The 15,771-nt window shown below is 37.1% G+C and carries 13 protein-coding genes; 8 read left to right on the top strand and 5 right to left on the bottom strand.

Features of this window, described 5'->3' with window-relative positions; all coding sequences use genetic code 11:
• Positions 1-375: 375 nt before the first annotated feature.
• From leuS to NKOR_RS01755, 3 genes are all read right to left on the bottom strand, one after another.
• Positions 376-3,243: a leucine--tRNA ligase gene (leuS, locus tag NKOR_RS01745; RefSeq protein ID WP_014962638.1), complete on the bottom strand. Its 2,868-nt coding sequence runs from the start codon at positions 3,241-3,243 to the stop codon at positions 376-378.
• A gap of 4 nt (positions 3,244-3,247) precedes the next feature.
• On the bottom strand, positions 3,248-5,917 hold the full coding sequence (gene alaS, locus NKOR_RS01750) for an alanine--tRNA ligase (RefSeq protein ID WP_014962639.1): 2,670 nt from the start codon (positions 5,915-5,917) through the stop codon (positions 3,248-3,250).
• Positions 5,918-5,988: 71 nt separating this feature from the next.
• Positions 5,989-7,314, bottom strand: a complete 1,326-nt coding sequence (locus NKOR_RS01755) for a hypothetical protein (RefSeq protein ID WP_016939561.1) — start codon at positions 7,312-7,314, stop codon at positions 5,989-5,991.
• Between the two features lie 134 nt (positions 7,315-7,448).
• Here NKOR_RS01755 and NKOR_RS01760 point away from each other — a divergent pair, with 134 nt between their 5' ends.
• Both NKOR_RS01760 and NKOR_RS01765 read left to right on the top strand, forming a co-directional pair.
• On the top strand, positions 7,449-8,399 hold the full coding sequence (locus NKOR_RS01760) for an MDR/zinc-dependent alcohol dehydrogenase-like family protein (protein ID WP_014962641.1): 951 nt from the start codon (positions 7,449-7,451) through the stop codon (positions 8,397-8,399).
• A gap of 30 nt (positions 8,400-8,429) precedes the next feature.
• Positions 8,430-8,843 (top strand): DUF6659 family protein, encoded by a 414-nt coding sequence (locus NKOR_RS01765; protein ID WP_014962642.1) that lies wholly within the window; start codon positions 8,430-8,432, stop codon positions 8,841-8,843.
• Here the strand turns inward: NKOR_RS01765 and NKOR_RS01770 are convergent.
• Positions 8,840-10,069, bottom strand: a complete 1,230-nt coding sequence (locus NKOR_RS01770; RefSeq protein ID WP_014962643.1) for a PQQ-dependent sugar dehydrogenase — start codon at positions 10,067-10,069, stop codon at positions 8,840-8,842. The two genes, NKOR_RS01765 and NKOR_RS01770, sit on opposite strands and share 4 nt — an antisense overlap.
• A 55-nt stretch (positions 10,070-10,124) precedes the next feature.
• Positions 10,125-11,642 (bottom strand): sensor histidine kinase, encoded by a 1,518-nt coding sequence (locus NKOR_RS01775; protein ID WP_232203019.1) that lies wholly within the window; start codon positions 11,640-11,642, stop codon positions 10,125-10,127.
• Between the two features lie 79 nt (positions 11,643-11,721).
• Between NKOR_RS01775 and NKOR_RS01780 the strand changes: the two genes are divergently transcribed.
• From NKOR_RS01780 to NKOR_RS01805, 6 genes are all read left to right on the top strand, one after another.
• Complete coding sequence (locus NKOR_RS01780; protein ID WP_014962645.1) at positions 11,722-12,231, top strand: hypothetical protein; 510 nt, start codon at positions 11,722-11,724, stop codon at positions 12,229-12,231.
• A gap of 57 nt (positions 12,232-12,288) precedes the next feature.
• Positions 12,289-12,597 carry a 50S ribosomal protein P1 gene (rpl12p, locus tag NKOR_RS01785; protein ID WP_014962646.1) on the top strand — a complete coding sequence of 103 codons (309 nt, stop codon included), beginning with the start codon at positions 12,289-12,291 and terminating at the stop codon, positions 12,595-12,597.
• Between the two features lie 81 nt (positions 12,598-12,678).
• A complete protein-coding gene (locus NKOR_RS01790) occupies positions 12,679-13,311 on the top strand; it encodes a trimeric intracellular cation channel family protein (RefSeq protein WP_014962647.1) in 633 nt (210 codons plus the stop codon).
• Between the two features lie 447 nt (positions 13,312-13,758).
• A complete protein-coding gene (locus tag NKOR_RS01795) occupies positions 13,759-14,310 on the top strand; it encodes a hypothetical protein (RefSeq protein ID WP_016939563.1) in 552 nt (183 codons plus the stop codon).
• Between the two features lie 95 nt (positions 14,311-14,405).
• Positions 14,406-15,212 carry a PEFG-CTERM sorting domain-containing protein gene (locus NKOR_RS01800; protein ID WP_014962649.1) on the top strand — a complete coding sequence of 269 codons (807 nt, stop codon included), beginning with the start codon at positions 14,406-14,408 and terminating at the stop codon, positions 15,210-15,212.
• A 121-nt stretch (positions 15,213-15,333) separates the two neighbouring features.
• The gene (locus tag NKOR_RS01805; protein ID WP_014962650.1) at positions 15,334-15,711 is read left to right on the top strand and encodes a response regulator; all 378 of its coding nucleotides are present in this window, start codon (positions 15,334-15,336) and stop codon (positions 15,709-15,711) included.
• The last annotated feature ends 60 nt before the right edge of the window (positions 15,712-15,771 follow it).

A 15,771-nucleotide genomic window follows, 5' to 3' on the forward strand; every position in this document is an offset into this window, starting at 1 on the left:
TTTTAGATCTCTCTTTTCTTTTTTTATACTAACTGATAGTTTTTTGTTACTGTGGCTATTCAAATAAACTTCAATTAGTTTGACACTAACCGAAGTTCGTTAAAACACTGACAAATCAAACATTACATTTCAACTGAAATGTAAACTAAAGATGTATCATGTGTATGAATAAGTATGCTCTTCAAAATCATTACATCTTTCATATGGTACATTGTTGTGACTGATATTTGAAGACTTTCACAGTTACAGAGTAACTCAAGTATGAAAAATAAACTGGACATTCCAACTGTAAAGTAAAGTTTAATGTAATTTTGATAGATGTTTAACGATTTTCGATAAAATCCATCATTGGTTTTGATGAATTAATTTAACATCTTATTCAATCAATATTGCAGGTTTGAACGGCCTTGCATGTCTTGCCTTTCCCTTTGGATCGTAAATGTCAGAATCAGATTCTGAATAAATTGTAATGTCCACTCCAAACTCTTTCTTTCCAATACTAATCAACTCTGACTTTAGGAACTCTTTTTCATCAAAGGATTCAGCTTCAAGCTTCATCTTTTTGATTGATTCTGATTCTGAATGCAAGTCCTTGATTGTTTTCTGCACATAATCTGGCATCTTTTTGGCATCAACAGTTTCAGGATCTGCAATCAATTCTTTCATGACAACTCCCATGTTGTTCTGACCTCCTACCATTATTCCTAGCATCTTGCGATAGATTTTGGATTTTGTCTCATCTGAATTTACGTAAATTACAATCTTTTGCGGGGTAATTTTGGTAACCTTGAGAATGTTTGCAATGTCGTCTATTGTTGATTTCAGTAACTCTTCAGCTTGAATTGCAGTGGCATCAATTTTTTCTGCAGAAAATTCTGGCCAAGATGATTTTGATACTGGTTCTGTATTTTCCAATTTCTCCCACATCTCTTCTGCTACATGTGGTGCAAATGGGGACAACATTGCAACTCGCACTGAATTTATTTGGTGCAAAATTCCAGAGACATCTTCACGTCCTTTGGCTTGAACTCTCTTGGAATACCAGCTCAGGTCAGTCTCAAATGTAAACAAGATATCATGTAGTGCCTCTCTCAATCGCATTTTTTCTACTGCTTCTGTAACTTCTGCAATCTTGCTCTGAGTTTTAGATAAAATCCACCTGTCTTCTGCCTGCAATTCACCAATGGTATTCTTTTTGAGCCTAGAACACTCCTCTAAAAGCGATTCAAGCTTGCTTTGAATCCCTGAGACTGATTCCATGTTAAAATCAGCATCCTGCAACAGTTCAGCTGATGATATTATTGCCAACCTGATTGGGTCTGCCCCATGATCTCGGATTGCAGTACGTAACGGAATGATGTTTCCCATGCTCTTTGACATTTTAGCTCCATCCATCATCACACTACCATTGACAACAATCTCTTGCGGCCATAGTTTCTTTTCAAATATTGCAACATGATTAAGTACAAAAAATGACAAGTGGTTCTGAACCAAATCTCGACCAGAATGACGCGAATCAACTGGATAAAAGTACGTGAACTCTTTTTTCATTAGATTAATCATATCTTCAGAAAGTTTTGATGTACTTGCAGCTAGGGATGCATCACCCTTGTCTAGCAAAACATAATCAAAGAATTCTTTTGTAAGATTCTCAGGAGTAGCTGTTCCATCATTTACAAATCGTGAAATTGTATAATATGCCATGTAAATTACACTGTCAGACAAGCTCTCAACAATCCAGTCCTTGTCCCATGGAAGTTTAGTTCCAAGTCCCTGTTGTCTTGCACAAGCTCGCTCATGCAACCAATCAATTACCTCGACAAACTCTGTCTTGATATTGTTAGGAAGGATGTTCATCTCATCTAAACAGTTTCTAGCTAATTCTTTCCATGACTCATCACCATAATTCAAAAACCACTGGTTGTTGAGTATCTTGACAACACATTCAGCTCCGCAACGACATCTAACAGGAGCATTCTCTAGCACTGGGAATTTTTCTAGAAAATTGTTCTCTTGCAACCATGCTCTGATTTTGTCACGACCAAACTGCACCTTCTCTCCATCAAACTGACCGCACTTGTCGTTGAGTTTTCCATCTGTAAACTCTTTGAGGTACAACTCTTTGGTGGCTTCTTCTAGCTTGTCATCAGATTGGTCAGAGATTCCCATCTTCTCTACAATGTCTTTTGCTGGAATGGAACCATATCCTTCTGTAGTAATAATTGGAATGGGCTCTAATTTTGAGGCTAGATCGTGTCCTTTGCCCTTCAAATCCATCAATGCCTGATAGTCTTTAGGGGCATGAGCAGGAACTGACATTACAAGTCCGGTACCCATGCTGGGCTCTACAAAGTCCGCAGGCAATATTGGAATCTCTCGCCCGTCATGGTTTTTTGCGTATTTTCCAATGATGTCGGCACCTGAAATCTCGCCAATCTCAGTTACCTCTTTTTCAAAGAATGAAATTTTCTTTGCACATTGTTCTGATACTATCCATGTTTCATCATCTACTTTGACTTTTTTGTAAACAGTATTTGGATTGACCCAGAGATTGGTAATGCCAAAGATTGTCTCAGGACGCAGTGTTGTAATTGGAAAGATAAATTCATCAAACTTGAATTTTATCAAAAAGTTCTTATCATCAATCTTTGGCTCCACGTCTCCCATTGTATCGTGCTGCGATACTGGGTTTTGATCAACAGGACACCATCCAACCGGATGACTTCCCTGAATGATTCTCCCGCTTTCTTTTAGTGTTGTAATTTGCCACTCGATAAACTTTTGATAACCTGGAACTATAGTAGTAAACTCTCGTCTCCAATCAATGGAATAACCCATCTCAATCATGCCAGACTTTATCTCTTCATGAAAATAGTCTGCAATCTTTATTGGCTCAACAAATGTCTTTATTGCATCTTCTGGAACATGGTAGATGTTTCTCAATCCATCCAGAATTTCTTTTTCTCCTGCTTCGATTCTTTTTGCCATGCCAAGCACCGGAGTTCCAGTATAATGAAATCCCATTGGGAATAATACGTTGTATCCTTTCATCCTGTAGAATCTTGCATGGACATCAGCTAGTGTGTATGTTCTGCCGTGTCCGATGTGTTGCGGTGAGTTTGGATACGGATATGCTACTGTGATGAATTTTTTTGGTTTGTCATTTGGGTTTGTCTCAAAGTCTTTGTTCTCTTGCCACTTGCTTCTCCATTTACTTTCAATTTCTGTCCAGTTAACCGTCATTATATCATCCTAAAATCATTGATTTTGCTTTGGCTATTGCCTCGTCTTTTTTAGATGTGTCTTTTCCTCCACCTTGTGCAAATTTGGCATCTCCTCCTCCAGAACCGCCCAAAATTGAGGCTACCTCTCGTGCAATGTCGCCTGCATTTACGCCTGAATTAGATCCTGTGTAGACCATCACTCTAACTGTGGGACCAGCTTCGAAGATTCCACAAAATGCAGCAGAATCATCTTTGCCAACCAGTTTCTTGCCAAAGTTCTGGTGGAAATAATCATCATAATCAGGACTGGCTGTAAAACACAATTTTCCCTTTGTATGTATGCCGTCAGACTCTACTGATTCTCCAGCCAGAATCTTTTCTAGCAGTACGGGAATCTTTTCTCTGGCCTTTGCCTTGTTTTCTTCACGTTGTTTTTCTAGTTGCTCTTTTTGTTTTGCTTCTTCAGCTTTGCGCTTTAATTCTGCTTCTTGTTTCTTTTCATACTCAAATGCGCCAGGACCTGAAACAAACTCCAAACGAACTACTCCGTCCTGAATGCGTTTTGTTTTTGTAATCTTGATTAGTTGTATGTCTCCGGTTTTCTTTACATGAGTTCCACCACAAGCCTCAACGTCTTGGTCTTCAATGGACACAATCCTTACAGCTTTTACTGGAACAACACCTCCCTGATAGATTCTAAATCCATATGTCTGCTCTGCAGTTCCCCTGTCGTAATAGTCAATGTTTACGTTAAGATTTTGTTTTACCATAGAGTTTGCAGCATCTTCGATTTTCTTTACTTCATCATCAGAAAGCGAAGAGTGGTGTGTGATATCTAGTCTGGCATGATCGTCTTCTTTGAAAGCTGAATGCTGCCAAATCCAAGAACCCAAAACTCTACGAGATGATGCATTTAGGATGTGAGTGCTGGTGTGGTTTTTAGTAATGTTTGAGCGTCTTGTTTCATCTACTTTGCATGAAACTGTCTCTCCTTCTTTTGGAGTTCCACCTTCTAGCTTGTGAACTATAATGTTTGCATGTTTGTCTACATCAATTACTTTGAATCCTGCAATGGTGCCATGGTCTGGCTCTTGGCCTCCTCCTCGTGCATAAAATGATGTTCTATCTAATACAACCATGTCATCAATTACCTTGAGTACCTTGGCTGAAAACTCCATTGGGTCGTCTTTGTAAAATAGCGTCTCAGTTTCAGGCAGTCCTTCTAGAGGAAGTTCTGCAACTGCCTTTTTCTTGTCTGACTGGTGCAAATCAGATAGTTTGGAGTAAAATGATGATGGAATCTCAGATATGGCATCAACTTCCTTGAGGTATTCAGGAGTGATTCCGTCTGATTCGTAAAATGTAATGAGTTCATCGACTGTTGGTGTTCCTTTCTCTTTTATCTTGTCTGCCTTTTTCTTCATGTGAACCTTGGATTCTTCATACCTTTGAGATTCCAGTTTTAGTATTGTCTTGACATCATCTCTCTTTTCATCAAGCTCAGGATACGTGTCCTTGAGATAGTCAACATGTGAATCAATCAAGTCATCAATGTCAAGTTTCAAGTTTAGTTTGGATATAGTTGCATTAATTCTGCGCAACATCATTCTCAGGTTATATCCTCCGCCAACATTTGATGGAAGTGCACCATCTGTTATTGCAAATATCAAAGTACGTAGATGATCTGCAATAAGATACATTCCTTCTAGTGGTGTGATCATCTTTTGCATCTGCTTATCTGTGATTCCAGCATTTTTTACTGCAAGACGTCTTACTTGGTTGAGATCATCGTAATGATCAATCTCCTTTGCAATCTCTGTAAAGTACTTGCGCAAAATTTCTGAATCAGAGTCAATTCCTATTGTGTTGAAGAGCTTTTGATTAATTGGACCAAAGCAACAGTCATACGCAGTTGGTGTTCCCATGGTAATCCATGCAAATCTCTCAAGTCCAGCTCCCATGTCAATTACTCGCTGGTCTAGTGTTGTGTGTTTTCCTAGTTCTCCTTGGAATTCAGTAAACACTGCGTTTCCAAGCTCCAGCCCTCTAACAAAATACTCCAGTGATGGGCCAAACGAGCCACCACCTGCCCACACATCTTCAACAAAGACCACTTCGTCTTTGTTTATTCCAAACTGCTCAGTCAGTAATCTGTAATCCAAATCAACACATTCATCTTTCCAGTATCCTCCTAAATCCGGAACACTGTGCTGTCCTATCATGCAAAAAGATGAAAAATGTCTTCCTGTTACACCGACATTCTCCAAATCCTTGAATCTCAGACATGTCTGCGGAACTACTAATGGATTTGCGGGAAACTCAAAGACAACTTTGGAGCCCATTATTCTTTGAAAATCAACAACTGATGCAATTGTAAAGTACAAGTCATCACGCCATCTGCAAACTACTGGATAGCGGCTAACCGAAGTGTGATTGTTTTTTACAAAAAACTCTTCTACCTGCTTCCATGATTGGGTGTAATCAAATCTTTTACTAGTTGGAGGATTTCCGATAAATGAATACGTGTCCAATCCGTCATCTGGACACAAGTCTCTGTCTGCATTCAGAGTCCAAAAGAATCTGCCACATTTTGCACATGACTTTCTGACAAATCCTTGTTCTTGGAACAGTTTGACGTTATAGTATTTGTCAGGATCTGCTGAAAATTCTTTTAGAATCTCTTTTTTGTCCAATGTTGATGCCTGCCATATCCCAATATTAAGAACTGTCGATTACCAACGTCTGCATATCTTAAGATTTGGTTTTAGACTAGCATGTGAACCCAAGAGATTTGTGCCCTTCTTCTATCTGCACCTGATTCACAAACTGTACACTCTGCAACAAACTCAAGTGACAAATCTTCATAATTAGTAATTGATTTTTGTTGCTCTAATGTCAAAATATTTCTTGTCAAAGTAAAACCCGTATCAATATTCAGATGTGTCCATTGTGCAATTGTTCGTGTTCCCTGGTATAATGTGACCGTAACTTTGATCTCACTTCCACCTGCAATATCTTTGCCTAAAGTATACCATATGTAATGACTGTGATCTGGAGTAACTCCTGCATATGTTGTCATATCAAAACCAATAGAGGTATTTGTACTGGGTCCTGTACCTCCCAGTCTATTTGAGCGGATATAGTCTGTATCATCTCTTTGTAACTCATCGACATCATCATACATTACAGAGTTGTTGTTTCCTCCACCGTCATTCCACCCTGCTCCGCCAATGTCTGCAGTTGGTGTAAAGTGTCTGAAATTGGCATCTTGTTTTGTTTCTAATATGTAAAGTGGCTTTATCTCACTTGCAGTACTGTTTTGATATTGTACGGAATACATTACATTGTATTGTCCTGCAGGAGCTATTTCCTTTGGTAATTTTCCTTCAAACCATCCAAATTTGTTTGTCTCTCCATTGGTTTCATATGCTGGCAACCCATGTCTGTCAAATACTTTGATTGATACATTGGCGCCACTTATCTGACCTCCATTTACATTCCATTCATTTGTTGGATTTTGTTTTTTGTCGTACAACTTTGTTGCAAACACATACTGCTGGTCTTCAAAAATACGATATGAGCCTTTTACCAAAAACAAGAGCTCAGGTAGCTTTGGTTCTGATTTTGATTCTATTGGAATTTTTTCTGGCGTGTCTTTTAGAATAATTCGTGCTACCTCTCCTATGTTTTTTAGATGATAACGTTGATCTGAATGGGCATGAACAGTAACTTCATACAAACTCCCATTTGAGATCCTTTCTAGAAACCTACCAATTACAAAAACTTTAATTTTATCATCAAAATCTTCTGCATATCCTGACATGAAAAACAACTTATCATTACTCAAAAAACTTCCTTTCCACTTATCAACAACATCGTAGTTTTTTCCTTTAAGCAATACAAAACCTTCATCAATTATCACCTGTCTGTTATTGGTTGACTCTATCTCGTAAAACTCTAGATAAACATCCTCTATTATTCCCTCTTTTCCCTCAACAAATAGAGAAAATCTTTCAGTATCATCAAAAAACAAACCTGATACAAATAGTAACGGTATCACTAGTAATGTGAAAAACAATTCTAGACCCAATACGCAACTAATACGTTATTTGGTTAAAAGCATTAAGCATGTTTTGTAGTTGCAAGGTGTTGTCTTGTTTAAAATTTCAACTCAAAGCCTGAATGCAACCATATTTTAAAATGGAATGAATTCTCAACTATTTTATGAAAGCCACATTTTTTGATGGAACGCAAATAAAGTTTGATGAAAACTATCCTGACCCAAAACCTGGTGAGTGTTTGGTTAGAATAAGTCTTGCTGGAATTTGTGGAACAGACCTTGAAATTTTAGATGGATACATGGAGTATAATGGAGTGTTGGGCCATGAGTTTGTTGGTGTGGTAGAAAAATCAGAGAACCAAGAACTGGTTGGAAAAAGAGTGGTAGGTGAGATTAATGCCGGCTGCAATAATTGCGATTACTGCAAAAAGGGACTGCAAAGACACTGTCCTAACAGAACTGTTCTGGGAATTCTAAAACGAGATGGTGCATTTGCTGAATTCTTATCTTTGCCTGAACAAAATCTGCATGTGATTCCTGATTCAATCTCTGATGAACAGGCAGTGTTTGTTGAACCACTTGCTGCAGCATTTGAAATCAAAGAACAAGTATCACTAAACCCTGATTGGAAGGTTGCAGTTGTGGGTGATGGCAGACTGGCACAGATGATATGCCAAGTCCTAAAGTTGTCTTGTCATGATGTTACATGCTTTGGCAGACACCAAAACAAACTTGCATTGCTAGAAAGATTTGAGATTCCAACTAGAATTGGAATAGATGATGCTGATAATCAGTCATGTGACTTGGTAGTAGAGGCTACTGGTAGTAACTCTGGATTCTCTGATGCCATGAAGCTTGTAAAGCCCCGAGGAACTGTGATACTAAAATCCACAATCGCATCAAGGGAGAATCTTGATTTGACACCTACTGTAGTAAATGAGATAACATTGATTGGATCTCGCTGTGGATTGTTCAAACCCGCAATTGATGCACTAGCAACTGGAATCATTTCAGTTGATTCAATGATTGATTCTACTTTTCCACTAGAAAAGTTCTCAGAGGCAATTAATCATGCAAAAAAACCTGAAACACTCAAGGTCTTTCTAAAACCCTGATTCAAATTTTGGGGATTAATTAAATACAGAATGGTATCAATAACTGTGTTGACTGAAAACCAATTGTCTGTTGAAAACATGAAAGAACGAATAACTGACATTGTGTCTATTCCTGAGATTAGATTCTGTGGATTGATTGACAGCACTGGTGAATTGGTTATGGGACGTATGGATGACAATATCATGCCATTAATGACTGACAAACAAAGAAGAAAGCTATTCCAAGAGTTGGCACACAGAGTTTCAAACAGAACTGGCTTTGATGCTGATTTTGGTAGGGTAAAGTATTCTTCTTCTAGACGGGAAAAAATAGTGATGATGAGCTTTCCACTTGGAACTCATATTATTTTGGTTATTGCAGAGCCAAGTGTGAATATTGACAGACTTGCTTGGGATGTTCTAAACAAACTAGGAAGACAATGGGCAGATTTTGATGGATTCTAATTTTTAGAAACTGTTCCTCTCTCTAAAAGATAAGAATATGCATTAACTGCTTCTTGCTTTGAAATCAAACCGTCAATATGCCATTTTGTAATGTTTTGTATCCATGAAGGACTGTTTTCATAGTCATACAGTGATGTGATTCTTAAAATTTTATCATCATACAGATTTGGATTGCCTCGTCCGTCTTGGTTGCTAGTCATAAAGTATAATCCATCAGGACCACTTGTAACATCTCTGATTCTTCCAAATTCTCCAGAAAATAATTTGCTGTGAGATACAACATTGAAACTCTCATCAAACTCTACCATGTGAATGTGCTGACCTCTAAGTGCAGCTACAAAATATTTTCCAAAAAACATTGGCATGTCTTTTTCATAGTAGAATGTAGAACCTGATGGTGCCCAAGTATCATCACCTGAATGCAAAACTGGATTTGTCAATCCATTTTTACTCTCATCTCCAATTACATCTGGCCACCCATAGTTTGCACCTTTCTGTATTAGATTAATTTCATCATGTGCAGTTCCTCGCCATCCAGAAGGGCCGTGCTCTGTTGCAACTAGATTTCCTGACTCATCCCATGCAATTCCCTGTGAATTACGATGCCCAATAGAGTATATTGCTGAACCAAATGGATTGTCCTCTGGTATTGTTCCATCTGGATTTATTCGCAATATTTTTCCTGCAACTGAATTCACATCTTGTGAGAGTTCTGGGTTTCCTGCATCGCCTGTTGTAACATACAGCATTCTGTCTGGTCCGAACTTTATTCTCCCGCCATCATGATATGGCGCACCTGGAATTCCTTCAAGTAAAACCTTGTCTTCAGTTAGTATGTTGTTTGATTCAACATATCGTACTAGTTTATTTTTGATTCCAAGTAATTCATTGTAAGTATAGTAAACATAGACGTAATGGTTCTCATCAAAGTTGGGATCCAATGCAATTCCTAACATCCCTCCTTCTCCGCCTCCAACATCAAGTGACATGATCTGATTTATCTGTCCATTTTCAATTACATTTATGGCTCCAGTTCTTTCAGTAAAGAAAATTCTGCCATCTGATGCAAAATCAATCCCCCATGGAACAGAAAGATTATCTGCAATTACATCGACTTTTACTCCAAGCTCTGGATAGTCTTCTGCATACGCATTTGCTATACCAAACAATGTTATTGCAAACATGACAAAGATGATATTTTTCATGTTGTGTATGTTGTTGTACATTACGAATTCACACTAGTTATACAGCCAAATAATAAAAACAATCTATATCTTGTTTTTATTTTTCTTGATTTCTTGGCAGTGTTATTGTAAATGTGGTGGGATTGTTCTTAACTGAAATGGTTCCACCATGTTGTTCTATGATACTCTTACAGCTTGCAAGACCAAGTCCTGTTCCTTCCTGCTTTGTTGTAAATAATGGCTCAAATATTTTTTCTAGTTCTTTTTCTGGTATAGGCTCACCTGTGTTGCTAATTTCTATTTTGACTGAATCATAGTCTGGTTTTACATTGATTCTTATCTTTCCTACCTTTGAGTCTATGGCATAGATTGCGTTTGTTATGATGTTAATAAACACAATTCTGATCATGTGGTGATCACATACTATTTCTTCATCTGTTGCAGTTTTCTCAACTGTGATATTTTCTGGAATCTTTAGGCTCTCTAATGCTGAATCAATTATTGCAGACACTGCCATCTTTTCTAATTTTAATGGCTTTTGCTGTACATAGTCAAGCACGTTGTTTACTTGGTAGCCTATTCTTTGTATGGACTCGGTAATTGAATCTCCATACTTTTGGAATCTTTTTGAAATCTCAGGATCATTTCTCAAAATGTCTACAGTCATCTGAATCACTGATAATGGGTTTCGTATGTCGTGTGCAAGACGTGATGCAAGATGTCCTATTGTGGCAATTTTTTCAGTTTTTTGCATCTCTTCTAACTGTTTTATGATTATCTTTCCTTTCTCTTTGGATTTGTTAATGTATAAAATTGTAAAAAATATTGATACTAGCACTAGAATCAAAAATACTGGAACGACAAAATCATAGACATAAAATAACTGCTTTGTATCTGATGCTGATTGCAATAGAATTAACTCTGAGAAATCGGTAGTCTCGGCTTCTCCCATTTCGACTGAGACATGTTTGCCATCTTTTATTACATACATGTCCCAAGTAATTGCAAACTCTATAGTTTTGCCTGTTACTGGTTCTATGCTGGTCTTGCATGTCTGATCAGCATACACTATATCTGGTAAAAATTCTGGCCATGCTTGGGAAAAGTCATCTCCAATACTTTCACATGAAAACTCATAGACCTCAAGATTACCTATCTGTTTTGTTCCTTCAAAGACAAACATAGCTGGGACTTCCATGTTTGGATCAAATAGAAAATAATCTTGTTTTTGAACATTTGCTGGGAATATGAAATACAATTCATCGTGATCAACATGTTTTCTTGTAGTAGAGTCAACATAGTATGTGTTGTAATTCTCGTAGATTGTTTCACCTGTAATGATATCTTTGGTAATGTAAGATGATTCTATCTCCAAAATACTACCACTTTGATTTACTATTTTATATTCTAGAAAATCACTTGAGATGATTGGTTCTGATAATTTATCTCCTATGTTTTCTGCATATGCGTCCTCTCCTAGATATTCTCTAATGTCTTCAAAAGCTGCTGAATTATTTTTTAGCATAGGTGTTGCAATCAGTATCCAACTTGCAACAATTATGACTCCTATTATAGAAAATAAAATCAAACCTACTGGTTTTTTGCCATTTTTCATATGATCATCATTTTTTCTGAATCGTATAAACCAGATCCTTTTTGATACCCATAAATACAGAACACCATTCAGTGTATTCATGTTTGGAAAGAAACCTCAACTCAAAGAAGGAGTTCATGTATTTTCTGTTAAAAAAAATGGGGATTATAATGACTTTATCTTTGCAACAGTCACTGGAATTGAAGGCAGAAAGGTTGGAGTCAGCGGTGTTATTGTAAATCCTGTTGGTCTGAAAAACAAACTAGAACAGGGAAAGACTGGAGAACGTTCAAGGGAAATTCTGGAGAATCCCACACCTGACAATGTAGTGTTGGCTCTGGTGTATAGAGTTGAGCATGAAAACTTTGCAGATGTGTTGGATCTTGATAAAGACAAATGTGATATTATCCCACCTAAGGTATATGCAATGCTTGATGGATGGATTCGTGAATCATTGCCTGAATTTATCAATACAGTACTATCTCTTCCTCCAGGAGCAGAACGTGATGAAGCAAAAAGAGTGCTAAAAAATAGAATGGACACTCTGATTGATAAGAATCTGAAACGTACACTTTACTCTGTGTGTAGAAGTCTCAAAATCCTAAACTAGATTCTAGGCACAAGTTCACAGTAGTTTTATATTATCGGCCATGAAAATCTCGATACAATGGAATATGTTTACGCTGCTTTACTTCTTCACAAACTAGACAAAGAAGTTAACGAGGCAAACGTCAGCTCAGTTGTTAAAGCATCTGGCGCTGAAGTTAATGAAGCCCAAGTTAAAGCACTAGTTGCAGCCTTAGCCGATGTCAACATCGATGAGGCAGTCAAAGCCGCACCTGTAGCAGTTGCAGCAGCAGCCGCACCAGCAGCAGATGCAGCAGCCGGTGGTGAAGCAAAGGCCGAGGAAAAACCTAAAGACGAAGGTAAAACCGAAGAAGCAGCCATGGAAGGATTATCTTCATTATTTGGCTAAACGAGTTTACTTTTCTCAAATCTATTTTTGATCTCCATTTTTATCAATTCTTAATTAGCAACGTTACGATGTTTGCATTAAATGGTAGATTTTTCATTTGAATTAGGATCGTTTATCTCTGTTTTAGATTACTTGGGAACTATTGCATTTGCAATAACGGGGGCTTCTAAAGCAATTGCGCACAACGCTGATATTTTTGGAATAATTGTGCTAGCAAGTGTAGTTGGAGTTGCTGGAGGAATAACACGTGATGTAATATTTGGCAGATTTCCAACCGCATTCTCTGATCCAATATACATCAGTTTGACTGTATCTGCAGGAATTGCGATGTTCTTTTTGTATTCAAAACTCAAACGACAGATGGGAACTTGGCTTGTCTTTGATGCAGTTGGACTGGGTGTGTTTTCTATAATTGGCGCATCTGTTGCACATCAGGTAGTTGGATTAGAGTTTCTTCCAATGCTGTTTGCTGGAGTTGTAACTGCAATTGGTGGTGGAATACTTCGAGATGTGTTTGTCAGAGAAATTCCAATTGTCTTTGTAAAAGAAGTGTATGCTGTGGCAAGTGTAATTGGTATTGTAGTGTTTTATGCAATGTTGGCTTATGATATGGATATTCAAATCTCATCAATATCTGGTATTGTTGTTGCAACTGGAATACGATTGTTGGCCATGAAATACAACTGGAATCTGCCCAAAGTCAAAGAGACTTGAGTATTTTTTGAAATAGGCACCCCGAATGGTTTGATTCTGTTTTAAGTATAACAAAATAGAACTATTACGCAATGCCAAAAAGAAAGGATCTGCCATTTCACCCAATAAATCCTAGAATTGCCCCTAGTCATCAAGATTCCTAGAAAGATGATTAATGCGTATCTTTCATTCTTTTGGCAGAGTTTCATTCGAACTAACAATTAGTTTTGTTAGCTTGTGACCTATTTTCTATCTGGAATTGATATTCTTGTAGAAAACATATTGAACAAAATTACCATTTTTGATATGAGGCACTCCGCCTAATTCACTTTTCATTCAAGTATAACTTTATGCTATAATCCTACATGTTTGCTAGAAAGGCAATATTGTATCATCTGAATATAGAAGATTCAGAATATGACAATCTGTTTGATGATTCAAAGACTATTCTCAAAATGGAGGATTATTATGACTGCTAGAATAATTTTGCCAGTACTTGTTTTTGTATTTGCCTTATTTTATGTTCCTGGGGTATTTGCACAAGAGATGTTGCGTCCAAATGACGTGTATGTTGATTCAGATGTACAAACACAGGTACCTTGGAAGATAGGAACAATCTCCAATAAACTCCTATCATTTTATTGTGATAAGACTGAACAATCTGTCTTTAATTTGGGAAAAACTACTGTTAGATGTGTTGCATCTGATACGGAAGGAAATGAATCTAGGACCTCTTTTGTAGTAACTGTAGGATACACTGTAGTTCAAATACCTGATTGGTTTGAGCACCCCACAAAGTATTGGTTGAATGGTGTGATTTCTGATGAAGAATACGTTGCATCAATAAAATCTCTCTTGCAGAAAAATGTTATTCAAATTCCTACTGCTGAATTTAAAGACAACAATTCTGTGCAAAATATTCCTATATGGATAAAACAAAATGCCGAAAAATGGGTGGAACACAAAATTACTGATGATGAGTTTTCCATCGGACTGCAATGGTTGACAAAATACCTTTAACACTTGACTAGAAATTATTTTTCGTAATGATATGAGTGATGGCACCCCGTAATGATTGATATTGATACTAATATGATGTTGACTTATTATCCGACATGAACTTGGCCCTGTTGGCTGTAATTACAATAATTGCATCTGGATTAATCATATCTGTTCCGCTAGCCTCCTCTGAAACTGTGGGTGCTCATGTTTCTAAGGTATTGACCGATCACACTGAACCTGGATATGCATCAGCAGCTATTTTGATATGTGCGGGAAATGATCCTTTATCATATCCTGAAATAATCGTCAGTTCAGAACAAGAAACTAAAATTGTTGTGTATGAAGGAGATGTTCCTGCAAATACTTGTTTAGGTGAAACAGTTACAATAAAAACAAACAATCTCTCTTCAATAACTGCTTCATTAGCAACATCTTCAGGACCTATTATGTTAGATGAACCAACTAGAGATGTAACTGGTATGAATGTGCTTAAGGGAATGTCATCTGATGGCAAAATTATGTTGGAAGTTTCTTCTTCAGCACCAATATCTGGAAGTACTTCTCAAATCAAAGTGGATTTTGTTGATGTGTTGGGAAATTCAATACAACATGTAAATTATGATATCACTGTAACCCAAAATGATGAGATAGTCCTAGAAGAATCCAATGCTCATACGCATATAGGAGTCAAGTATCACGAGACAGATGTTCTAAAATCTAATTCTCCACTTGATGTAAAAATAACGCTTCTTGGATTGGGTTTACCTGGTGAACAAGTAACGTGGGAAGGGCCTCGAGGAGAAATAGTACAATTTATTGCCGTTCCTGAATTTGGAACTATTGTGTTACTTGTGTTGGTAGCTACCATTTCCATGGTTGTGATAGTAGGTGCCAGAAGTAAAGTAAGCGTTTATCCTTAAATTTTCATTTTTTTCATGTCTTTGGTAATTCCACTATAACTGTGATTGATATGATGATATTGGTTTTTTCACACTTGCAAAACATTGTGAACGTTTTTAAATTAAAATCCGAAAAAAATGTATGCCAATAAGTGCAATTGTTGTGGATGATGAAGATGATATTGTAAATACATTTACAGAATTACTGGAACTTTACAAAATTAATGTAATTGGAACTGCAAAAGATGGAAAGGATGCAGTAGAACAATTCAAAAAACTTCGCCCTGACGTTGTCTTTCTAGATATTATGATGCCTGAATTTGATGGATATTATGCACTAAAAGAAATTAGAATGATTGATGAGTCTGCAATTGTAATTCTAGTTACAGGTGGTGGACCTGAAGATATTGACAAATTATCGGAACTAAACCCATCGGCTATAATTCATAAACCCTATCAAATGGATACATTAATGCATGTATTGCAAGATGATTTGAAATTGGAAATACCTTCTAAATAAAAAAATTATTGCATCTGTTCGAAGATGAATTTGACTTTTCAAATAAAACTACGCTTATCT

Source organism: Candidatus Nitrosopumilus koreensis AR1, assembly GCF_000299365.1.
In the GTDB taxonomy this organism is placed as follows: Archaea; Thermoproteota; Nitrososphaeria; order Nitrososphaerales; family Nitrosopumilaceae; genus Nitrosopumilus; species Nitrosopumilus koreensis.